The organism is Yersinia intermedia, from assembly GCF_900635455.1.
Taxonomy (GTDB): Bacteria; Pseudomonadota; Gammaproteobacteria; order Enterobacterales; family Enterobacteriaceae; genus Yersinia; species Yersinia intermedia.
Genome location: NZ_LR134116.1, coordinates 2,409,524 through 2,431,261 on the forward strand (window position 1 = coordinate 2,409,524; position 21,738 = coordinate 2,431,261).

The following is a 21,738-nucleotide window of genomic DNA, read 5'->3' on the forward strand; positions in this document are numbered from 1 at the left end:
ATTTTTCACTTTCGCATCTTTTCTTTCACATTAAAGCTCTTATGTTAACTAGCGGTTTGCATCTTTTTTCCAAAACGGGTGCTGATAACTGTTAAATTTTCCTCATAACAAGGAGTCGTTACCCATGAAGAACGTCAAGACTGTCGTCATATGGCTGACCGTGGCGTTAATTGGTGCATTTGCCTTTGCCATGCTGGCAATCAGCCGCGGTGAGCATGTCAATGCCATCTGGTTGGTGATCGCCTCAGTGGCGTGTTACAGCATCGCTTACCGCTTTTACAGCCTGTTTATTGCCAAGAATGTGTTTGAGTTGGATGACCGCCGTCTAACACCTGCTGAGCGGCGCAATGATGGTCTGGATTATGTCCCGACCAATAAATGGGTGCTATTCGGTCACCACTTTGCGGCGATTGCCGGTGCCGGGCCGTTAGTCGGGCCAATACTGGCCGCACAGATGGGCTTCTTACCGGGGACTATTTGGATTTTGGTCGGGGTGATGATGGCTGGTGCGGTACAGGATTTCTTGATCCTGTTTATCTCTACCCGCCGCGATGGCCGTTCTCTGGGGGAGATGGCAAAACAAGAGTTGGGCGCTTTTGCCGGGGTTATTACCATGCTGGGTGCGCTAGGGGTGATGATTATCATCTTGTCCGCGCTAGCATTAGTGGTGGTTAAAGCCTTAGCTGACAGCCCATGGGGCTTGTTCACCATTGCCGCGACTATCCCGATCGCACTGTTTATGGGCGTTTATATGCGCTTTATCCGCCCAGGTAAAATCGCGGAAGTATCCTTAATTGGTTTCGTACTGATGATGTCCGCAATTATTTACGGCGGCAATATTGCGGCTCACCCTTATTGGGGGCCATTCTTTACCTTACACGGCACCACCCTGACCTGGGTGCTGGTTATCTACGGTTTTATCGCCTCAGTGCTGCCAGTGTGGTTGTTGCTGGCACCACGGGACTATCTGTCGACCTTCCTGAAGATCGGCGTCATTATTGGTCTGGCCATCGGTATTGTCTTTGCCATGCCTGAAATGAAAATGCCTGCCGTCACACGTTTTATTGATGGCAGCGGCCCGGTATTCTCCGGTAGCCTGTTCCCGTTCCTGTTTATTACCATCGCTTGCGGGGCTATTTCGGGCTTCCACGCCTTGGTTGCCAGTGGCACCACACCAAAACTGATTGAGCGTGAAAGTCACACTCGCTTTATCGGCTATGGCGCGATGCTGATGGAGTCCTTTGTCGCCATCATGGCGCTAATTTGTGCCTCGGTTATCGATCCCGGTGTCTATTTCGCCATGAACTCTCCGGCGGCGTTGATTGGCACCACAGTAGAAAGCGCCTCTCTGGCCATTAGCAGTTGGGGGTTTGTAGTTACACCTGAAACCCTGGCCATGATTGCCAAAGATGTTGGCGAGAACACCATTTTATCCCGTGCAGGTGGTGCCCCCACTTTCGCCGTCGGGATGGCGCATATTATCAGTGAGATATTTAACAGCCGCAATATGATGGCCTTCTGGTATCACTTTGCCATTCTATTTGAAGCCATGTTTATTCTGACCGCCGTGGATGCCGGTACCCGCGCCTGCCGCTTTATGGTGCAGGATTTGGTGGGTGTGGTGGTGCCGAGTCTGGCAAATAACCGCTCATGGTTTGGTAACTTGTCCGGTACCACCGTGGCGGTCGCCTGCTGGGGCTTCTTTGTTTATCAAGGTGTAGTTGACCCACTAGGGGGGATCAATACCTTGTGGCCACTGTTCGGTATCGGTAACCAGATGCTGGCATCGATGGCGCTGATTTTAGGGACTGTCGTCCTGTTTAAAATGAAGAAGCAACGCTATGCTTGGGTAACCATCCTGCCAACGATTTGGCTGTTTATTACCTCAATGACTGCGGGCTGGCAGAAGATTTTCCATGAAAAACCGAGTATTGGCTTCCTGGCGCAAGCGAAGAAATTCTCAGCCGGGGTTGAACAAGGGGTTCTGATTGCCCCCGCCAAAAGCATTAAAGACATGGAAACTATTGTGTTCAACAACCAGATCAATGCCGCCTTATGTGCATTCTTTATGCTGGTGGCAGTGACCATGCTGATTTCATCTTTCTTTGTGGTCCGTCGTGCGCTGAAATCCAGCAAACCGACCACTCATGAGACTGAAATTGTCTTGCGTGAGGAGATTGCTCGTGGTTAATGCAGGCATACCGTTTCGCACCCGAACAGGTTTAGCAACCACGCCGCGCCTGATTACGCGTTGTATACCGCTGGTTCCTGTGGCTGTCCAGCCGACAGATCTGCGGGCCTGGTTGCGCCTTATCGCACACCGCGTGGCACAAAGCTTTCGCCTGATGGTGGGAGTACAGGATTACGGTAATTATGTTAATCATATGCGCCGGCATCATCCTGACACCGCACCGATGACCGAACGGGAATTCCACCGTTATTGTCTGGATGCCCGCTTCCCCAGCAAGGCGGGCAAACTGGGGAAATGCCCTTGCTAGGCGGCTAACAAGCCGAACGATGAAGTGACATTGTCACGCCCTGTGGATACTTCACAGGGCGTTTTTATTATCCGTTTGAACAGCAGGCACCACAACTAGCTCAAGATTGGCGAGCCAAATGCGCCCTGCCAATCTTGTTCAAATTGTTCTACTGCCGCTTTTACCGCAGGCGCGCTAATAAATTGTTCTGCCACATCCACCGGTATGGTGACCGACTGACAGCCCGCCAACAGGCAATCCAGAACCTGACGCGGCGTGCGGAAGCTGGCGGCCAGCACTTTAGCACCTGGAGCATGTAAGGTTAACAATTGCTGTAATTCACGGACCATCGCAATACCATCACCGCCTTGTGCATCCAGTCGGTTAACATAGGGGGCGACATATTCAGCCCCTGCCAATGCAGACAGCAGCCCTTGCCCGGCACCATATACGGCGGTACCTAATGTGGGAATCGACATCCCTTTCAATTGCTTAATAGCAGCCAATCCTTCAGCGGTGGCGGGAATTTTGATAACCAAACCAGGGATGCGCTTTGACAGCATAATTGCCTCGGACACCATCAGTTCGCTGTCATTGGCCAGCACTTGTGCGAAAAGTTTACCGGTACCGCCCAGAGCATCACGCAACGCAGGTAACACCTCCCAGATAGGTTTGCCCGCCTTTGCCAGAATAGTCGGGTTGGTAGTGACCCCCTGTAATGGCAATACACGCGCCAGGCGTTTTACTGCGGCGACATCTGCGGTATCAAGATAAAGCTCCATAAGAACCTCCGGTTTGGATTATGTAAGCAGCCAGACTGGTTACCCAGCTAAGCAAATGGATTTACCAACAATCATTAGCCGCAATCATAGACCAATAATAAATCTATAACGTGATCTCTATCAAAATACTTTCATTCGAAAGCCAGGATAACTTCAATCGAAAGTAATATGTTTTTGCATAATGCAAAAAGTGCGATGATAGGGTTGTAGGACAGAGTTGTGGGGTGCCTCACTTTTCCCTCAGTCCACCGAGTGTTATCCGCGCTATTTAGGGTATTATTTACTATTAAGATGCTGTGACCGGCGAGCGTTGACCTGCGTTGGCAGGTTCACCTCCCATCACATCCTTTGATCTGGAATGCCATGAACCCAAGACAACAAATAATTTTACAGTTGGTAAACGACCGGCAACGTGTCAGCGTCAGTGAATTGGCACAGGAAACACAGGTCTCTGAGGTGACAATCCGTCAGGATCTCAATCAGCTAGAATCACGAGGCTTGCTCAAGCGAGTGCATGGCTCAGCCGTCGCGCTTGAGAGTGACGATGTTGATGTTCGCATGATGACTCACTTCGCCATGAAGCAAAAACTGGCCAATCACGCTGCATCACTGGTCAATGAAGGTGAAACGGTATTTGTCGAAAGTGGCAGTAGTAACGCCCTGCTGGCGCATCATTTGGCACAACGCCCTGGCATTACCTTGGTGACGGTGAGTGGCTATATTGCCAGACAATTGAAAGAGTCTTCCTGTGAAGTCATTCTTCTGGGCGGAATTTATCAGAAAAAAAGTGACAGTATGGTTGGCCCATTGACGCAACTTTGTTTGCGCCATGTGCATTTCAGTAAGGCGTTTATCGGCATCGATGGTTACCAAGTGGATACCGGTTTTACTGGGCGCGATATGTTACGGGCCGATGTGATCAATAGTGTGTTAGCCAAAGGCGCTGAAAATATTATTCTGGCCGATGCATCAAAATTTGGCCAAGTGCATCAGAACTCACTGATGCCATTATCGTCCATCAACCGGGTTATTACCGATAACCGCCTGCCCGCAGGTTATCAGCAGCAATTAATGGCACAAGGCATTCAAGTCGATATCCTCAGCGAATAAGAGGAACAACATTCATAACGGAGTAACAGCAATAATGGCGGACATTACCTTCACGCGTGAACAGACACAGCGGATGGCACGTAAAATTCAGGACTATCTGGAGCAGAACCTGAGTATTGAGCTGGAAGATTTTGATGCGGAATTTTTACTGGAATTCATCAGCCGTGAGCTGGGCGCACATTATTACAATCAAGGTATCAATGATGCCATTGCACAGGTCGAAGCAAAAATGCTCGATATCACTGACTCCGTGCTATGGCTGGAGAAACCCGTGCAAGACTGAACACGGGTTATCTTGTTTGCTTCTCAACGAGAGGCCCAAACAGCGATTATTGCCCGTAATAGGCATTTTTACCGTGTTTGCGTAAATAGTGTTTATCCAGCAGTTGCGGTTGCATATTACCAAGTTGCGGGTTCAATTGGCGTGAGAAAATCCCCATATAAGCCAACTCTTCTAACACCACCGCGTTGTGCACTGCATTATCCGCGCTGGTCCCCCAGGCAAACGGCCCGTGTGAATTGACTAAAACGGCAGGCACATCTTCCGGCTTAATGCCCCGTTGATGGAATGTTTCAACAATGACATTACCGGTCTCCCATTCATAGCGGCCAGCAATCTCTTCCTGCGTCATCAGCCGAGTGCAAGGAATAGCGCCATAGAAGTAATCTGCATGCGTGGTGCCCCATGCTGGCAAATCTAGCCCCGCCTGCGCCCAAATGGTTGCATGGCGTGAATGGGTATGAACGATGCCACCAATCTGCGGGAAATTAAGATAAAGCACTCGGTGAGTATCGGTATCCGATGAAGGCTTCTTACTGCCCTCCACCACTTTGCCAGTTTCCAGCTCGACTACCACCATATCGTCCAGTGTCATCACATCATATTCCACACCGGAAGGCTTAATAACCAGCAAACCACGTTGTCTATCGACAGCACTGACATTCCCCCAAGTGAATGTGACCAGATTATGGCGAGGTAAAGCCAGATTGGCGGCCAGCACTTGCTGTTTCAGTTCGTTAAGCATCGTCGTATCCTGAATGTCTGAATTTCTCTCATTTTCAGCGTCACAGGTCAGAACAGGTATGGGATAAATGGCTATAAACTGCGTGCAGATCGGCTGGAAAGTACAGTCTGAGAGATGTACCTACCAGAACGTCATATTTTATTTAGCGCTGACAATGGCTTAATTGCGCCTTTGGCCTCAGATAAACCCTAATTATCCTCATCATCAGATCAAATTAGGACTATTTACCTATTAAATGATTTGCGGATATTTATACTAATTTCTATCGGTGACAAAACGAATTTTTAGCATTAATTGCGAATTTAAATCCAAACGGCGATTTTTATTCTAAACACTAACAAAATGAGACTTCGGCTAAAATTGATACAGTGCCTATACTTAATTAGGTAAGTTACATTTTGCATGGATATATCAGGATAGATAGATTGAATGCTACATGACCTGATCTGTCCGTGCTCAGCCAACGTCAGGAGAATTATTATGATGATAATCAATAAACGATTTGCCACTGCCGCCTTGGCGCTAACGCTGGCCTTGTCCCTGTCCGCATGTTCTAACATGTCCAAACGTGACCGGAATACCGCAATAGGTGCCGGTGCCGGTGCCGTAGGCGGTGCGGTGTTGACCGGCAGCACGCTGGGGACATTAGGCGGCGCGGCTATTGGTGGGGTTATCGGGCACCAAGTCAGCAAATAACCTAGCCTATTTTACTTGACGTTGCAGGGGTGTTAGCTTGCTTGCTACCTGCAACCTCAATTTTTCTCAGTCACTCCCGTGTCATCAAACCCGTAATGATTATCAACCACCGGCTAACTTAACTTTCATTCCTTTGGCTTCTAAAAGTTGCTTCAACAGTTCCCGCTTATCACCCTGAATCTCGATCACGCCCTCTTTGACTGATCCACCGCAACCGCACTTCTTCTTCAATTCTGCTGCCACTTTCTCTAGCATTTCATCACTGCCATCGATACCGGTAATCAGACACACGCCCTTTCCTTTGCGACCACTGGTTTGACGCTGGATGCGAACAATGCCATCGCCTTTTGGCCGCGCGGGTTTTAGCTCAGGTTCACTGATGCGCCCAGTGTCAGTTGAATACACCAGCCGGCTATTATCATTCGTCATTATGCCACCTTACTCAATGATGCCAGAATTTCACTCAGTGTCTTTGCCGGATCAGGGGATTGGGTGATCGGACGCCCGATAACCATATAATCTACCCCAGCAGTGACTGCTTGCTCAGGTGTCATGATACGGCGCTGATCACCTGCCTCACTGCCCTGCGGGCGAATACCTGGGGTAACCAGTTTAAAGTCAGCGCCACAAACCTGCTTGAGGCGTACAGCTTCATGGGCGGAGCACACCACGCCATCTAAACCGCAATCCCAGGTCAGTTTCGCTAACCGCTCGGCATGCTCTGCCGGGCTAATGTTAATGCCGATATCACGTAAATCTTCGCCATCCATGCTGGTAAGTACCGTAACCGCTATCAATAGAGGGGCTTGATGCCCATAGGGTACTAAGGCCTCTTTAGCTGCGGTCATCATGCGCGCGCCACCACTGGCATGGACATTGACCATCCACACCCCAAGTTCTGCTGCCGCGATCACCGCCTTCGCGGTGGTATTGGGAATATCGTGAAATTTCAGATCAAGGAAAACCTCAAAACCACGCTGATGCAGATCACGGACCAACTGAGGGCCATATAAGGTGAACATCTCCTTGCCCACTTTTAACCGGCAATCTTGCGGATTAACACGATCAGCAAAGGCTAACGCAGCGTCTTTATCGGCATAATCCAGCGCGACAATGACAGGAGAAGATATCGGGCCACAGTTATTCGTTTTAGTTGCAGACGTCATTTTTAAGCCCTTTTCAGTCAATAAGTAATGATAACGCCCATATTCTACAGGGTGCTCTCCTGAAATTACAGCTATCGGGCGACACCAATGTTTGCTGTTGATGAGACATGATTGCCGAATAGGGTCAATTTACGTCAAGCAGTGGGATTGTTCATACCTACCATTAAGTAAATCAGCTTCAAGAAATGTAAATTATCAATCAAATATTTTGATTTAGATCCTCAGTTGTTTGTGATTATCATTCAATATTAATGCTGTATCATTCACTCCATCGCCAGACAGTCACTGTCTACTGAACAAGTAAAAAATAGTAAACATTCAAATAATAAACTAGAAACTGGAGTTTCACATGAAAAGCATTAAATTCATCGCCCCGGCATTAATTCTGTCTCTCGTTTCATTTGCCAGTGTTGCTGCCACCCAAGTCCAAAGTAATCAATCAACAGGATTGAATGAGATTGGCGTAATTTCTGCCAGCAATGCTGGCTCGCTGACTGAGCTAGAAAATGCATTGGCGCAGCAAGCTAAGGCTGCCGGTGCAAAGTCTTTCCTAATCACTTCAGCGACCGGCAATAACAAAATGCACGGTACTGCAATTATCTATCGTTAATGCCCGTCCCTCTGGTTAACGCTTTATCTCACTCTAAGAGCGCATTTGCGCTCTTTTTGCCGTGCCCAATGTGAATTTTTTGTGACAGTTGTGTTATCCCCTAGACAGTTTCGCTTCCCTCGCTTAGCTTGGTATTTTCCCCTAAGTTGAAGGTTATATGATGAGTGAAATATCTACCTTAACCATTAAGATCCCTCTGGAATTAAAAGAGAAAATCAAAGCTGCCGCCTTAGAAAAACAGTTCTCCTTGAGTACTGAGGTCTGCGAAAGATTAGAAAAGAGCTTTGAGATTGATGTTAAAAGCAGCAAAACTAGCCGCAAAGATGCCAAGTTGCATCACGGTGAGATTGATAATCAAGGTGTAGAAGAGATCTCAGAACAGCCGTTAAGCCAAAAAGAGTTGAAGAAACTGCGCCAATTATTGAAAGACGGGGTGAAAACGCCCCAGAAGAAAAAATAAAGCCTAACAATACTGCATCACAAAACACGTTCTGCCAATCGGGTGACTCAACTCACCCGATTACTTTCCATCTGCCCCAGACAATAGAGACATTTTACTGCCCATCCAACCCCCGGATCGGCTTAACCGAAGCCCAGGCTCGACATGACGGGCAATGCCAATACAAAGAGTGAGCGGTAAAACCACATTTATGACAGCGATAACGGGGTTTGGTCCGAATTTGTTCTCCTACCATGTCCCGCAGCAACAGCAAGCTCTCTTTCGCTCGCCCTTCTTCTGCATCAGCCAGGTGATAATCCATTAACCGATAGAAAACACGCATAGTAGGATGGCGTTGTAGCTGGCGGTTGATATAGGTTTGTGCCACATCACGGCCTTCATGCTGTTCCAGAATTTCTGCCAGCATTAACTCAGCCGTAGCACCCGTATTATCTTCAACGCAGCGTTTGAGGAAATTTGCCCACGCCTCAGGCTGTTGTAGATGTTGGTAGCAATCGCTCAGCATAGGTAATGCCTCGCTGACCACTTCCTTATCCTGCTCCAGCACACGCTCCAGTGCCTCTACGCCCTTGGCATATTCACCCTTGGCAATATGCACTCGACCTCGCATGATGGATACACGGGCGCACTGTTTGTCCGCTGCCGCCGCTTTCTTCAGCAACCCCATTGCTTTCTCTAAATCATCACTCCCCATTGCTTGCAGTGCCAGTTCGCAATAGAAATGCGCTATCTCCAGCCGCTGATTATCTTTACCCATTTTGACCAGTTTTTCCGCAACTTCAATCGCGTTGTTCCAATCACTGGTAGCCTGATGAATAACTAATAATTGCTGCAATGCCCCGAGCCGGAAATCCTGTTCCTCAACCAATTGATTGAACATATCCTCTGCCCGATCATATAAACCCGCCGCCATATAATCACGGCCAAGTTGCTGAATTGCCAGCAGCCGTTGTTCGAAAGTCAGGGAAGCACTTTCCATCAAGGCCTGATGAATGCGGATAGCGCGGTCAACTTCACCACGAGAACGGAACAAATTCCCTAACGTCAGATGCGCTTCAACCGTCGAACTGTCTTCTTTCAACATCTCAAGAAACAGATCAACCGCTTTGTCCTGCTGATTAGAGAGAAGGAAGTTAACCCCTGCCACATATTCACGAGACAGACGGTTAGCATCCTGTTGCTTATCCTGCTGAGCGCTTCTACGCCCCATATACCAGCCATAGGCGGCAGCGACGGGCAACAGCAGAAACAGCATTTCTAACATAGAAAATTATTCCTTGCTGACAGCAGGTGTGGAAACAGCCGCACTGGATTCAATAGGCTGCTCTTGCTGTGACTCAAGACGTTTAATTTTCCGCTCTGCGCGCCCCAGTAAAATCCGAACCCGCAGATAAAAAAGCCCACAAATAACCCACCCAAGAACCAAACCAGCCGCAAAAAGCGTTGCCAATAACGTAGATACCCGATATTCGCCCTGAGCCAATAAATAGTTAAAGGTAACGACTTGATCGTTATTTGCCCCTAACGTGACTGAAATCACGAAAATCACTAGCACTAACAAAAAAATCAGCAAATATTTCACGTTTTTTCCTAAAGGCCGAATCAACCTGATGAATTATGCCAAAAATGTGGCGCCCTTACTTGATAAATTAGCACTTCCTTGCCCAGCAAAGAAACCCTGCACCAATATAAAGCGCCAATTGAGTACCTAATCGATATTATTTTAAGCGACTGGGCTGAGAATAATAACTAATCACTTATTTTTCCTCATGCTCACGTTGCTCAATCTCGCGCTGTTCCTGCGGCAAAATCGCTAATGAACCGAACCAACGTTGCACTAAGCTACACACAATGGCGACCAATAACCCGCTGATAAGTGTTGCAGCGATCAGATCCCGTGGCCAGTGCATACCGAGTACCAACCGGCTCATCATGACACCTTGCGCCCATATCATCAGTAAAAACACCGTCTTATAATGCCGCCGTGGCCACAATATGCCCACCGCTAACAATGCCCAACTGGCAGCAAAAACCGTGTGGCCAGAGGGAAAAGCAAAGCCAGTTTCAAACTGCCAATGGCGGCTCAACCACACGGGGATAATAGTTTGGTTCTGGAGTTGCTGTTTGACCAACTCACTGCGTTCAGCCCGGGGAAGTGAATAGAAAAAGCGATTATCAATATGATGCTCTGCTTCCAGCCATACCACAAACGGGCGTGGCTCTTGTACCTGCTCTTTAATCAGCGATTTTACACCTTGGCCGACAATAATGACGCCCCCCATCAGGAGCAGCAAGCCAATCGCAGGTTTAATCCGAAACCGTAAGCACCATAAAAACCAGCAACTGAGCAGCGCACTGGTCAATATTCCCCACGGTGCAGTGACTGTTTCTGTCACCCAGAACACGCTTTTCAACCACACATTATTGCTGCCAGGTTGCCACTGCCAACCGGAGAGCCAGATAACAAGTGTGGGTAAGAGTAAGATTAGTGTTCCGGCAGTGATTCGTTTCGCTATATTCCACATCTGGGGGCCCTTGGTTGCACATAATGTCTATATCGTCTTTTCCATGGTGATAGCACGAATTGTACAACAGCTATAACCACACAGTATAAGTCCCATTAATCATTGATAACATAAACAAAATTTTGTCATTACCCAAATATGTTCTCGTCAGACATTTTCTCTTTGCTTATCGCTGCATTGTTGAACAGCAGTGAGTCAAAAGTTATGGCAATATAGCTAATAATGATCGCAGAGAAACTTTTTATTTAACCTAATCCCTAAGATGAAGGGATATAACGGGTTAAAGCGGGTATCCACATCAGGATGCGCGATAACATCCTTAAGGTCTGAAGTTATAATATGAACAGTAAGATGCAGCTTAAACGTGTAGCAGAAGCCAAGTTACCGACGCCTTGGGGTGATTTTTTGATGGTCGGTTTCGAAGAATTAGCCTCTGGCCATGACCATCTGGCCTTAATATTTGGTGATATCAGTGGTGATAAACCGGTGCTATCCCGTGTTCATTCTGAGTGCCTAACGGGCGATGCTTTGTTTAGCTTGCGTTGTGACTGTGGTTTTCAGTTAGAAGCCGCTTTGGCACACATTGCCGAAGAGGGGCGCGGTGTGCTGATTTATCATCGTCAGGAAGGCCGTAATATTGGCCTATTGAATAAGATTCGCGCTTACGCTTTGCAGGATCTGGGCGCGGATACAGTTGAAGCTAATCATCAACTCGGATTTGCCGCCGATGAACGTGACTTCACCTTATGTTCTGATATATATAAATTACTGGGTGTCAAAGCCGTACGTTTGCTGACCAATAACCCGAAGAAGGTTGAGATTCTCTCCGAAGCGGGGATCAATATTGTTGAACGGGTGCCATTGATTGTCGGGCAGAACCCCAAGAACGAACAATACATGGCGACCAAAGCAGCCAAAATGGGCCATCTGTTAACCAAATAACTGGCCGCGTTCAAAGACAAATAAAGGGTGGTTTCTCAGCCACCCTTTTTATTGAACAAACACCGCAGTGACAGTGTCACGAATAACTGCCGTATTTTACTGCCTACAGCATTTTGCGGATCACATAATGCAAAATGCCGCCATTTTCAAAATAAACCAATTCATTACCTGTATCTATACGACAGTGGGTATCTACCGTTTGTTGCCGCCCGTCAGCGTAGGTTATCGTCACTGCGACCTTTTGCCCCGGAGACAGCGTTTGTAACCCACTCACGCTAATGGACTCATCACCCGTCAGCCCCAAGGTTTTGCGATTAACCCCTGCTGGGAACTCAAGTGGCAAAATACCCATGCCAATCAGATTGGAGCGGTGAATACGCTCAAATGACTCAGCAATCACTACCCGCACACCCAATAATCTCGGCCCTTTAGCTGCCCAGTCACGGCTAGAGCCTGAACCATATTCCTTACCGGCAATCACCGCCAATGGCACATTTTCCTGCTGGTAGCGCATAGCGGCATCATAGATAGCCATCTCATTTTGTGACGGAATATGACGAGTGACGCCCCCCTCAACCCCCGGTACCATTTCATTACGGATACGAATATTGGCAAAAGTCCCACGCATCATCACTTCATGGTTACCGCGGCGGGAACCGTAGGAGTTAAATTCTTTAATTTCGACCCCACGATCACGCAGATAACGGCCCGCTGGGCTATCGAGCTTGATATTACCGGCGGGAGAAATATGGTCTGTGGTGACGGAATCGGCCAAGATAGCCAAAATACGTGCATTGTGGATATCCTCAACCGGATCAGGCAACGCTTTCATATCACTAAAGAAAGGGGGCAACCGGATGTAAGTAGAATCACTCTGCCAATCATAAGTCGGCGTGCTATCGACCTGAATTGACTGCCACTCCTCATCACCATCAAATACAGCAGCATATTCCTTACGGAACATCTCCGTTTTAACCTCTTCCACCGCTTTGGCTATTTCAAACCCGCTAGGCCAAATATCCTTCAAATAAACCGGCTTGCCTTCTGGGTCGTTACCAAGCGCCTCTTGGGCTAAATTGATGTTCAAATTACCGGCCAGGGCATAAGCCACTACCAGCGGCGGCGAAGCCAGCCAGTTGGTTTTGACTAAAGGATGAATGCGCCCTTCGAAGTTTCGGTTACCGGACAGCACCGCACCGACGGTTAAATCCCCACTTTTGATGGCTTTTTCTATTGGCTCTGGCAATGGGCCAGAGTTACCAATACAGGTAGTACAACCATAGCCCACCAGATTAAAACCCAGATTATCCAGGTAAGGGGTTAATCCGGCGGCGTTGAGATATTCAGTCACCACTTTAGAGCCTGGTGCTAGTGAGGTTTTCACCCATGGTTTGGTTTTTAGTCCCTTCTCTGCCGCTTTTTTAGCTAACAGACCGGCTGCCATCAGTACGCTGGGATTCGAAGTATTAGTGCATGAGGTGATCGCGGCAATCACCACCGCACCAGATACCAACTCGTGCGTTGTCCCTTCCAGTGTGAAGCTAACATGGTCAACTTTATCTTTTTTGCTATTGATTTCCAGTTCTTCAAACGCTTTAAAGGCTAAGGGCACTTTGGGTAAAGCGACCCGGTCTTGTGGCCGCTTCGGCCCAGCCATACTCGCTTCTACTGTGCTTAAATCCAATGCGAGCTGGCTGGTGAATATTGGCTCGTCACCAGGATGACGCCACAACCCCTGTGCTTTACTGTAGCCCTCAACCAAGGCTATCTGTTCATCACTGCGGCCACTTAAGCGCATATACCCCAGCGTCACGTCATCCACCGGGAAGAAACCACAGGTAGCACCAAACTCAGGCGACATATTGGCTATAGTCGCGCGATCTGCCAGTGGTAAATCAGCCAGACCATCACCATAAAACTCAACGAATTTGCCGACTACCCCGTGTTTTCGCAGCATTTGCGTTACGGTAAGCACCAAGTCCGTGGCAGTGATCCCTTCACGCATCTTACCTGTCATTTTGAAGCCGACCACATCGGGAATCAGCATTGAGACAGGTTGGCCCAGCATTGCGGCTTCCGCTTCAATCCCACCGACGCCCCAACCGAGTATCCCCAAGCCATTGATCATGGTGGTGTGGGAATCGGTACCCACTAACGTATCGGGGTAAGCAACCGCCCGCCCATCCTGCTGTTCATGCCAAACCGTCTGCCCCAAATACTCAAGGTTAACCTGATGGCAGATCCCGGTACCCGGCGGTACCACACGGAAACGGCTAAAGGCTTTCTGCCCCCAACGCAGGAAGATATAGCGCTCGTGGTTACGTTCCATTTCGAGCCGGACGTTCTCGCCAAAAGCGGCTTTATCACCAAACTCGTCAACAGTGACGGAATGGTCAATAACCAAATCTACCGGTGACAATGGGTTAACCTGCGCCACATTGCCCCCCAGCCGTTTGACTGCTTCACGCATCGCAGCCAAATCGACTACCGCCGGTACGCCGGTGAAATCCTGCATTAATACCCGCGCGGGCCGGTAAGCAATTTCCCGGCTGGCATGCCCGGTTAGCTGCCAATCAATAATGGCTTTTAAATCATCCTCTTGAACCTGTTCGCCATCCAGATGACGCAGTAGATTCTCCAGTAACACTTTCAGTGATTTCGGCAGTCGGTCAATATCCCCCAGCACTGCCGCCAATTGCGGCAGGCTGTAGTAGTGATATTCGTGATTAAGAGCGACCAACTTGGCCATACTCGTTTTTCGCAGATCCAACGACATAGCGCCTCCATTGTTTCTTATAAGTGCTCTAAAACAGCATTCATCCCAACAAGGCTATTCCCTTGTAATTATGAGGTCTGAATTAAATATAACACAAAGAAACATTAACATTTTGGCAACAATGGCGATTACTGGCAGCGATAGGTGTAAACGATGGTGATGGCCAATTTGTGTCAATTACTCAGATTTACATTATCTATCAAATAGCATCGTCCCATTCAAAATCATCTTTTGATCGATGCTCAAATTCATCATTTATCTCTGCAAAATCTTGAGTGAATTTAACTGAATCACTTTCTAGTTGTTTAAGAGCTTTCTCATCATTCTCTATCTCATTTTTAAGATCATCAGAAAAGTTTGTTATCATTTGTTCAATTTTATTATCACTACACTCATCTAATTCATTGTCTATATAATGAGTTATTTCATCAAACTCATGAGAAATTTTTTCAAAAAATTCATGGCGACCATTTTCATACTTTCCATTCGTTCTACTTTCTATTACGGAATCAGCACTATTATCCTGATTGATATTTCCTTTAGAAAAATTCACCTCAATATTATTTTCCATATCGGCAACAAATTGAGCACGTTCAAGCACAGAACCATTCAAATGAAATAAATTCATTAACCAATCTAAAAATACCTTTATTACAGTTCTGGAGTCCAGAGTCTCTTCTAACACCGGAGGGCATTGAGGGGAAAAATCGATAGAAATGAAATATTTTTCATGACTTAATTTACAATCTTTATCAAACAGAAACTCACCCGTCAATTTAAAAAGATTACAGTTATTTTCACTGTGGACTACCCCATAATGCATCTTCACACCAGATTGGCCATTATCCTCAAAGCAGAAAGTTGCGTTATAACCAGGCGGCAGACCACATTTCAGTGCGTTATCGAAACCTATCATCCTTTCTGCCAATGAGGTTTCAGCCAAAGAACTCAGTAAATTGTACAGGTTCGTGTCTTGATAATTTGCAGATGGATTAACCCACCCATGTTTACATAACTCATCTAATACTTTATTAATTCCATTCTTTTTTTCTAAAATAAACTGTTCTTCACCCATTTTCATATTAAAAATTTCATTTCCGGTATAGACATCATCATGGAATGAAAACATATTAGTTAATCTATCACTTAATAACGGACAAGATATTGAAGACATATATTCCCCTGAAAGCACCTATAAAAATAACACCATTATTTTCATAAACAAATTAACAGGAGAGGTGACTATTGGCTTTTGAATTTTTACTTATTAGTTCTGTTATGGAAAAGCCATCACTAAAAAGAGATGGCTTTTATTTCTTTATAAATCACTTAGTCGGCAATTTAATGTCCTTGAACATCGCCTCAATATCATCATTAGAACGCAAAGCAACCGCTTTATCCACCACATCACGGGTCAGATGTGGGGCGAAACGCAGAATAAAGTCATACATATAACTGCGCAGGAAAGTGCTGCGGCGGAAACCAATTTTCGTCGTGCTGTAGGTAAAGATATCACGGGCATCAACTATCACCAGATCAGGATCTTGGATCGGATCAACTGCCATACTGGCGATAACCCCAACACCCAACCCTAATCGCACATAGGTTTTAATCACATCAGCATCTGTCGCGGTAAAGACAATGCGCGGAGTCAGGCCAGCACGATTAAACGCAGTATCCAGTTCAGAACGGCCAGTAAAACCAAAGGTATAAGTCACAATCGGGTATGCTGCCAGCTCTTCAATGCTGACGTGGGTTTTACCTGCTAAAGGGTGATCTGGCTTCACTACCACAGCACGGTTCCAGTGATAGCACGGCAACATAATCAGGTCGTCATATAAATGCAGCGCCTCAGTGGCGATAGCAAAATCAGCGCTCCCTTTAGAAACCGCTTCGGCTATTTGGGTCGGCGAGCCTTGATGCATATGGAGCGACACCCGCGGGTAACGCTCAATAAAACCTTTAATCACATTCGGCAATGCATAACGCGCCTGAGTATGGGTGGTGGCAACATACAGCGAACCTTTATCAGGATAGGTATGTTCACCGGCAACGGCCTTAATCGCATCTACTTTGGACAAAACTTCACGGGCAATACGGATGATTTCCAGCCCTGCGGGGGTCACCTGCGTGAGATGTTTGCCACTGCGGGCAAAAATTTGGATACCCAGCTCATCTTCCAGCATGCGGACCTGCTTACTGATCCCCGGCTGCGAGGTATACAGCCCTTCTGCGGTGGATGATACGTTAAGGTTGTGATTAACCACCTCAACAATATAACGGAGCTGCTGCAATTTCATATCGATACCATCCTAGGTTGAACACTGTGGGAACACCACAGTTTGGTATATCGGTATCACCCGGTATGCCGAGAAGTTATTAACTAAAACCCGTAAACTGCATGGTGCGAAGCTGGTCAGTATTGACCTTATAATAACATTAGGTGATAAGAAAATATTTTATATAACTACTATATCATTTCATTGCTAACTGTATATACCCTTCTGACCTGGCATTACAGTACATCAGCCTAAAAATAATAGTATTTTTTGATAAATGCAGACAGTAGCCAAAGTGCGATAACTTTAGCGGATTAACTAAGACTATAAAGCACTTGAGTGGATTAGCCCAATAAAAAAACCAGCCATTGAGGCTGGTTCTTTTATTGTACCGGAGTGCCACACTATAGGCTTAAGTGTGCTCAGATCGGTTCAGACGCTTATTTCTTCGCTTCAACCCACTTGCCATCAATATAGAAAGCAGACCAACCTGTGGCTTTGCCATCTTTCTCTGATGAAACATACTGCTGTTTAGTTTTACGACTAAAACGCACCATGGTTGTATTACCCTCATTGTCCGCCACAGGCGCATCAGCCAGATAACGTAATTTTTCAGGTAAGCGATCTTTGAAGCGAACCAACTCTTCGACTAACGGCGCACGGGTTTCACGCGACTTAGGGAAGGTGTTCGCAGCCAGGAACACGCCAGCGGCACCATCTCGCAACACGAAATAGGCATCTGACTTCTCACAAGGCAGTTCTGGCAACGGTACTGGATCTTCTTTAGGTGGTGCGACTTCGCCACTGCGCAAGATTTTACGGGTATTTTTACACTCATCATTGGTGCAGCCCATGTACTTACCAAAACGCCCCATTTTCAGATGCATTTCAGAACCACATTTCTCGCACTCAACAATCGGGCCTTCATACCCTTTGATACGGAACTCGCCCTCTTCTATCTCATAACCATCACACGCCGGGTTATTACCGCAAACATGCAATTTACGTTGGTTATCGATCAGATAGCTATCCATTGCCGTACCACATTTCTGGCAGCGGCGGCGGGCGCGTAATGCGTTAGTTTCCGCATCATCACCCTCAAGGATATTGAGAATTTCAGCTTCGGGTACCAGATTAATCGTGGTTTTGCAGCGCTCTTTAGGTGGCAATGCATAACCAGAACACCCAAGGAATACACCGGTGCTGGCAGTACGAATCCCCATCTGACGCCCACACGTTGGGCAATCAATGCTGGTCATCACCATTTGATTCGGGCGCATGCCGCCCTCTTCAGGGTCTTTCTCTGCTTTTTCAAGCTGCTCGCTGAATTCAGCAAAGAAGCCATCCAGAACGGCTTTCCACTCGGCCTGATTGTTGGCAACCTGATCCAGGCCACTTTCCATGCGAGCGGTAAAATCGTAATTCATCAACTCGCGGAAGTTTTCTTCTAACCGGTCAGTAACGATTTCGCCCATTTTCTCAGCATAGAAACGGCGGTTTTCTACCCGCACATAACCACGATCCTGAATGGTCGAAATAATTGATGCATAAGTGGATGGACGGCCAATGCCCCGTTTTTCCAACTCTTTTACCAGCGATGCTTCGCTGTAACGCGCCGGCGGCTTGGTGAAGTGTTGGCTTGGGATCAGTTTTTGTAAATCCAGATCACTGCCCACTTCAATTACCGGTAAAGTGCGGTCTTCATCGCCTTTACGTAGCGCTGGCATCACCTTGGTCCAACCATCGAAGCGCAAAGTACGCCCTTTAGCCCGCAGTTGGAAATCCCCAGCCTGAACGGTCAACGTGGTGGAGTCATACTTAGCTGGTGTCATCTGGCAAGCCACAAACTGACGCCAAATCAGTTGGTACAACTTCTGGGCGTCGGCTTCCATATCTTTTAGCTGCTCAGCAATCACATTCACATCTGAGGGGCGAATAGCTTCATGCGCTTCCTGCGAATTTTCTTTGCTGCTGTACTGATTAGGCGCGGATGGCAGATACTTAGCACCGAAATTATCGCCAATATAATCACGCACCATAGTCAGCGCATCCTGACTTAAATTGGTGGAGTCAGTACGCATATAGGTGATATGACCTGCTTCATACAAGCGCTGCGCCATCATCATGGTTTTTTTCACACCAAAACTCAGGCGGGTACTGGCAGCCTGTTGCAAGGTGGAAGTAATAAACGGCGCGCCAGGCTTGCTACTGGTCGGTTTATCTTCACGATCCAGCACGTTATAGCGCGCATTTTCCAGTAATTTCAGTGCAGCATGCGTCTGCTCGCGATTTACCGGTTTAAACGGCTTATCATGGGCATGGGTGACTTCCATTTGAATCGGAACGTCACCTTTCGCCAGCAAGTCAGCATGCAGCTCCCAATACTCTTCTGGAACGAATGCTTTGATATCCCGTTCACGCTCAACAACTAAGCGCACCGCCACTGATTGCACTCGACCGGCAGACAAGCCACGAGCAATCTTTTTCCATAGCAGCGGGGAAACCATATAACCAACAACCCGGTCCATAAAGCGACGAGCTTGCTGGGCATTCACCCGGTTGATATTCAATTCACCCGGTTGATTAAACGCTTGCTGAATGGCGTTTTTGGTAATTTCGTTGAATACCACGCGGCTAAAGCGCTTATCGTCACCACCAATCACTTCCCGCAAATGCCAGGCAATTGCCTCTCCTTCGCGGTCAAGGTCGGTTGCGAGATAGATGTGGTCAGCGTTTTCGGCTAATGCTTTCAGCTCGGCAACCACTTTTTCTTTGCCGGGCAAAATTTCGTACTGCGCTTTCCAGCCATGATAAGGGTCGACGCCCATACGGTTCACTAACGCAACCTTTTCGTCTTTCTTTACTTTGGTCTTGGGCTTGTCGGTTTTCTTGGCTTTATCTTCAGTTGAGTTAGCGCTCTTCTTACTGGCTGATCCACTGGTCGGCAAATCACGAATGTGACCGACACTGGACTTAACCACGTAGTTATTCCCTAAGTATTTATTAATAGTTTTGGCTTTTGCCGGGGACTCAACTATTACGAGGGCTTTACCCATAATGACCTTTACCTAAATTATTTCTTCTAAAAGAAGGTTTTTATCTTGCCGTACCGCGGCATTCTGAATCTCTTTTTTATATTGCGGTACTTTCTCAGGAGATCAACCTGTTTTTTTGATCGGGGCCATAAATGTGCCTGCCGAGTCTTACCTGACGATCCCTCAAAATTTTTGCCTGCGCCCAGAGCTACTGCAGTGAATTCTGCCTCATGGCGTCAACAAAACCTTCCACCTAATAGTATAAAATCCCACACTGTACCTGATAAAAAGCACTACGCAACCTAATTAGCGAGGAATATGAATTTATCCAATCGCGGCTGCAAAGCAGCCAGAGGCTCGAATAAACCTTAGCCGGTTTGCGGACAAATGCTAACCCGCAGTACAATAGTGAGATAAATTACACTGTAGTGAGGAGATATCATGTTCGGCAACACAACACCGATTGAGCGTAATAAATTATTGGCAGAGGCTAATGAGATTATTCGTCAACATGAAGATTATCTGCATGGCATGCAGGCAACTGAGGTTGAGCAAAAAGGGCCGGTATTAGTATTTCGCGGCGAGTTTTTCCTGGATGCGGACGGTTTACCGACAGCGAAAACAACCGCAGTATTTAATATGTTTAAACATTTGGCCCACGTTTTGTCAGCTAAATATCATTTAATTGATTAATCGCCGGTGACTTTTCTCGTTACTGTGTGGCCCGTTGAGCCACAAAAAACAGGGGGCTAAGCCCCCTGCCTTTCTTCACTAAAAACCCAAAGTTTCAGATTATAACAAAGGTTTTTCGCCACGCTGCCACCAGCGTAATAATAGACGATCAGCACTTTCTGCCGCGCTGCCGGTAAAACGGTCCATCAGACGTTTGCGCCGCGCATAATGCACACCTATAACCTCATGATTATCCATTTCAGCAATCAATAAATCATCACTGGTACCAATAGCATCAACCAACCCTTTATCTTTGGCCTGGGTGCCAAACCAGTGTTCACCGGTCGCAACCGCATCAATGTCCAAAGAGGGGCGTTGCTGCTGCACGAACTGTTTGAATAACAGGTGCGTTTCATTTAAATCTTCACGGAATTTCTCGCGCCCTTGCTCGGTATTCTCACCAAACAATGTCAGCGTGCGTTTAAACTCACCAGCGGTGTGCAACTCGACATCAATATCGTTCTTTTTTAGCAAGCGGTGGAAGTTCGGGATTTGGGCCACAACACCGATGGAGCCAATGATAGCAAAGGGCGCACTGATGATACGATCAGCCACACAAGCCATCATATAACCCCCACTGGCCGCTACTTTATCTACCGCAACCGTCAGGCGAATCCCTTTATGGCGCAAACGCTCCAATTGCGAGGCTGCTAAACCATAACCGTGCACCACACCGCCAGGGCTTTCGAGGCGGAGCAGCACTTCATCTTGCGCACTAGCAACCGCCAACACTGCGGAAATCTCTTCTCGCAATGACGTCACTTCATGCGCATCAATGCTACCTTTAAAATCAATCACATACAGACAGGGTTTTACTGCTGCCACCGCACCGGCTTTGGCGCGCTGCTTCTTCAGTTTTTGATCCGATTTTTGCTGCTTCTTAAACTCTTTGATCCAGGTTTTTTGTTCTGCATGGCTCATGCGCGCCAGCCGCATTTCCCGCTGCATTTCCTTATACTGCTCACCCAGATCAACCAGATTCAATTCTCCCCGTTGCCCTTGTTTTCTCATCCCTTGGCTGACAACCAGTAACACTACCGCACCAATGGCGACCACAATCGTCACTACTTTGGCCAGAAACAGTCCGTACAGAGAAATTAACTCCACAAATACCGCCTTTATT

At 47.2% G+C, this 21,738-nt stretch carries 21 protein-coding genes; 9 read left to right on the top strand and 12 right to left on the bottom strand.

Going from position 1 to position 21,738, the window contains the following annotated elements; genetic code table 11:
• The first annotated feature begins 124 nt into the window (after window positions 1–124).
• Complete coding sequence (locus EL015_RS10975) at window positions 125–2,191, top strand: carbon starvation CstA family protein (RefSeq protein ID WP_032907718.1); 2,067 nt, start codon at window positions 125–127, stop codon at window positions 2,189–2,191.
• Window positions 2,184–2,498: a YbdD/YjiX family protein gene (locus EL015_RS10980; protein ID WP_032907715.1), complete on the top strand. Its 315-nt coding sequence runs from the start codon at window positions 2,184–2,186 to the stop codon at window positions 2,496–2,498. The genes EL015_RS10975 and EL015_RS10980 overlap by 8 nt, the downstream gene beginning before the upstream one ends.
• A 95-nt stretch (window positions 2,499–2,593) precedes the next feature.
• On the opposite strand, the gene fsa is transcribed toward EL015_RS10980, so the two are convergent.
• Window positions 2,594–3,259, bottom strand: coding sequence for a fructose-6-phosphate aldolase (gene fsa / locus EL015_RS10985; protein WP_005191619.1), 666 nt, complete (start codon window positions 3,257–3,259; stop codon window positions 2,594–2,596).
• 363 nt (window positions 3,260–3,622) lie between these two features.
• On the opposite strand from fsa, the gene EL015_RS10990 reads away from it, so the two are divergent.
• Together EL015_RS10990 and EL015_RS10995 are read left to right on the top strand one after the other, a co-directional pair.
• Window positions 3,623–4,369 (top strand): DeoR/GlpR family DNA-binding transcription regulator, encoded by a 747-nt coding sequence (locus EL015_RS10990; protein WP_032907712.1) that lies wholly within the window; start codon window positions 3,623–3,625, stop codon window positions 4,367–4,369.
• Between the two features lie 34 nt (window positions 4,370–4,403).
• Complete coding sequence (locus EL015_RS10995; protein ID WP_005191610.1) at window positions 4,404–4,652, top strand: DUF2164 domain-containing protein; 249 nt, start codon at window positions 4,404–4,406, stop codon at window positions 4,650–4,652.
• Window positions 4,653–4,698: 46 nt separating this feature from the next.
• On the opposite strand, the gene araD is transcribed toward EL015_RS10995, so the two are convergent.
• Window positions 4,699–5,394 carry an L-ribulose-5-phosphate 4-epimerase gene (araD, locus tag EL015_RS11000; RefSeq protein WP_005191608.1) on the bottom strand — a complete coding sequence of 232 codons (696 nt, stop codon included), beginning with the start codon at window positions 5,392–5,394 and terminating at the stop codon, window positions 4,699–4,701.
• A 480-nt stretch (window positions 5,395–5,874) separates the two neighbouring features.
• On the opposite strand from araD, the gene osmB reads away from it, so the two are divergent.
• Complete coding sequence (gene osmB / locus EL015_RS11005; RefSeq protein WP_005191606.1) at window positions 5,875–6,090, top strand: osmotically-inducible lipoprotein OsmB; 216 nt, start codon at window positions 5,875–5,877, stop codon at window positions 6,088–6,090.
• A 102-nt stretch (window positions 6,091–6,192) separates the two neighbouring features.
• Here the strand turns inward: osmB and yciH are convergent, their stop codons facing one another.
• Together yciH and pyrF are read right to left on the bottom strand one after the other, a co-directional pair.
• Window positions 6,193–6,519, bottom strand: a complete 327-nt coding sequence (yciH, locus tag EL015_RS11010; protein ID WP_032907709.1) for a stress response translation initiation inhibitor YciH — start codon at window positions 6,517–6,519, stop codon at window positions 6,193–6,195.
• Window positions 6,519–7,256 carry an orotidine-5'-phosphate decarboxylase gene (gene pyrF, locus EL015_RS11015; protein WP_005191603.1) on the bottom strand — a complete coding sequence of 246 codons (738 nt, stop codon included), beginning with the start codon at window positions 7,254–7,256 and terminating at the stop codon, window positions 6,519–6,521. The genes yciH and pyrF overlap by 1 nt, the downstream gene beginning before the upstream one ends.
• 349 nt (window positions 7,257–7,605) lie before the next feature.
• On the opposite strand from pyrF, the gene bhsA reads away from it, so the two are divergent.
• Entirely contained in the window at window positions 7,606–7,866 is a 261-nt protein-coding gene (gene bhsA, locus EL015_RS11020) for a multiple stress resistance protein BhsA (RefSeq protein ID WP_005191601.1), read from the top strand.
• A gap of 160 nt (window positions 7,867–8,026) precedes the next feature.
• A complete protein-coding gene (locus tag EL015_RS11025) occupies window positions 8,027–8,326 on the top strand; it encodes a hypothetical protein (protein WP_032907707.1) in 300 nt (99 codons plus the stop codon).
• Between the two features lie 94 nt (window positions 8,327–8,420).
• On the opposite strand, the gene lapB is transcribed toward EL015_RS11025, so the two are convergent.
• The 3 genes from lapB to pgpB all read right to left on the bottom strand — a co-directional run bounded on the left by lapB (window position 8,421) and on the right by pgpB (window position 10,851).
• A complete protein-coding gene (gene lapB / locus EL015_RS11030; RefSeq protein WP_005191597.1) occupies window positions 8,421–9,590 on the bottom strand; it encodes a lipopolysaccharide assembly protein LapB in 1,170 nt (389 codons plus the stop codon).
• A 6-nt stretch (window positions 9,591–9,596) separates the two neighbouring features.
• Window positions 9,597–9,908, bottom strand: coding sequence for a LapA family protein (locus EL015_RS11035; protein WP_005191595.1), 312 nt, complete (start codon window positions 9,906–9,908; stop codon window positions 9,597–9,599).
• Between the two features lie 175 nt (window positions 9,909–10,083).
• Window positions 10,084–10,851: a phosphatidylglycerophosphatase B gene (gene pgpB, locus EL015_RS11040; protein WP_005191593.1), complete on the bottom strand. Its 768-nt coding sequence runs from the start codon at window positions 10,849–10,851 to the stop codon at window positions 10,084–10,086.
• 351 nt (window positions 10,852–11,202) lie between these two features.
• On the opposite strand from pgpB, the gene ribA reads away from it, so the two are divergent.
• Window positions 11,203–11,793: a GTP cyclohydrolase II gene (gene ribA / locus EL015_RS11045; protein WP_005191591.1), complete on the top strand. Its 591-nt coding sequence runs from the start codon at window positions 11,203–11,205 to the stop codon at window positions 11,791–11,793.
• A gap of 103 nt (window positions 11,794–11,896) precedes the next feature.
• Here the strand turns inward: ribA and acnA are convergent, their stop codons facing one another.
• The 4 genes from acnA to topA all read right to left on the bottom strand — a co-directional run bounded on the left by acnA (window position 11,897) and on the right by topA (window position 19,904).
• Window positions 11,897–14,569 carry an aconitate hydratase AcnA gene (acnA, locus tag EL015_RS11050; protein WP_032907703.1) on the bottom strand — a complete coding sequence of 891 codons (2,673 nt, stop codon included), beginning with the start codon at window positions 14,567–14,569 and terminating at the stop codon, window positions 11,897–11,899.
• Between the two features lie 199 nt (window positions 14,570–14,768).
• A complete protein-coding gene (locus EL015_RS11055) occupies window positions 14,769–15,743 on the bottom strand; it encodes a hypothetical protein (RefSeq protein WP_126286785.1) in 975 nt (324 codons plus the stop codon).
• 151 nt (window positions 15,744–15,894) lie between these two features.
• Complete coding sequence (cysB, locus tag EL015_RS11060; protein ID WP_005191584.1) at window positions 15,895–16,869, bottom strand: HTH-type transcriptional regulator CysB; 975 nt, start codon at window positions 16,867–16,869, stop codon at window positions 15,895–15,897.
• A 419-nt stretch (window positions 16,870–17,288) separates the two neighbouring features.
• Entirely contained in the window at window positions 17,289–19,904 is a 2,616-nt protein-coding gene (topA, locus tag EL015_RS11065) for a type I DNA topoisomerase (protein ID WP_005191581.1), read from the bottom strand.
• Between the two features lie 420 nt (window positions 19,905–20,324).
• Here topA and EL015_RS11070 point away from each other — a divergent pair, with 420 nt between their 5' ends.
• Window positions 20,325–20,576 (top strand): YciN family protein, encoded by a 252-nt coding sequence (locus EL015_RS11070; protein WP_005191579.1) that lies wholly within the window; start codon window positions 20,325–20,327, stop codon window positions 20,574–20,576.
• A 99-nt stretch (window positions 20,577–20,675) separates the two neighbouring features.
• On the opposite strand, the gene sohB is transcribed toward EL015_RS11070, so the two are convergent.
• Window positions 20,676–21,722 carry a protease SohB gene (gene sohB, locus EL015_RS11075; protein ID WP_005191577.1) on the bottom strand — a complete coding sequence of 349 codons (1,047 nt, stop codon included), beginning with the start codon at window positions 21,720–21,722 and terminating at the stop codon, window positions 20,676–20,678.
• Between the last annotated feature and the right edge of the window lie 16 nt (window positions 21,723–21,738).

Bases quoted from the DNA above. Each gene is read 5' to 3' on its own strand.
- EL015_RS10975 (WP_032907718.1), top strand. From the start codon at position 125: ATGAAGAACGTCAAGACTGTCGTCATATGGCTGACCGTGGCGTTAATT.
- fsa (WP_005191619.1), bottom strand. From the start codon at position 3,259: ATGGAGCTTTATCTTGATACCGCAGATGTCGCCGCAGTAAAACGCCTG.
- EL015_RS10990 (WP_032907712.1), top strand. From the start codon at position 3,623: ATGAACCCAAGACAACAAATAATTTTACAGTTGGTAAACGACCGGCAA.
- EL015_RS10995 (WP_005191610.1), top strand. From the start codon at position 4,404: ATGGCGGACATTACCTTCACGCGTGAACAGACACAGCGGATGGCACGT.
- araD (WP_005191608.1), bottom strand. From the start codon at position 5,394: ATGCTTAACGAACTGAAACAGCAAGTGCTGGCCGCCAATCTGGCTTTA.
- osmB (WP_005191606.1), top strand. From the start codon at position 5,875: ATGATGATAATCAATAAACGATTTGCCACTGCCGCCTTGGCGCTAACG.
- yciH (WP_032907709.1), bottom strand. From the start codon at position 6,519: ATGACGAATGATAATAGCCGGCTGGTGTATTCAACTGACACTGGGCGC.
- pyrF (WP_005191603.1), bottom strand. From the start codon at position 7,256: ATGACGTCTGCAACTAAAACGAATAACTGTGGCCCGATATCTTCTCCT.
- bhsA (WP_005191601.1), top strand. From the start codon at position 7,606: ATGAAAAGCATTAAATTCATCGCCCCGGCATTAATTCTGTCTCTCGTT.
- EL015_RS11025 (WP_032907707.1), top strand. From the start codon at position 8,027: ATGAGTGAAATATCTACCTTAACCATTAAGATCCCTCTGGAATTAAAA.
- lapB (WP_005191597.1), bottom strand. From the start codon at position 9,590: ATGTTAGAAATGCTGTTTCTGCTGTTGCCCGTCGCTGCCGCCTATGGC.
- pgpB (WP_005191593.1), bottom strand. From the start codon at position 10,851: ATGTGGAATATAGCGAAACGAATCACTGCCGGAACACTAATCTTACTC.
- ribA (WP_005191591.1), top strand. From the start codon at position 11,203: ATGCAGCTTAAACGTGTAGCAGAAGCCAAGTTACCGACGCCTTGGGGT.
- acnA (WP_032907703.1), bottom strand. From the start codon at position 14,569: ATGTCGTTGGATCTGCGAAAAACGAGTATGGCCAAGTTGGTCGCTCTT.
- EL015_RS11055 (WP_126286785.1), bottom strand. From the start codon at position 15,743: ATGTCTTCAATATCTTGTCCGTTATTAAGTGATAGATTAACTAATATG.
- cysB (WP_005191584.1), bottom strand. From the start codon at position 16,869: ATGAAATTGCAGCAGCTCCGTTATATTGTTGAGGTGGTTAATCACAAC.
- topA (WP_005191581.1), bottom strand. From the start codon at position 19,904: ATGGGTAAAGCCCTCGTAATAGTTGAGTCCCCGGCAAAAGCCAAAACT.
- EL015_RS11070 (WP_005191579.1), top strand. From the start codon at position 20,325: ATGTTCGGCAACACAACACCGATTGAGCGTAATAAATTATTGGCAGAG.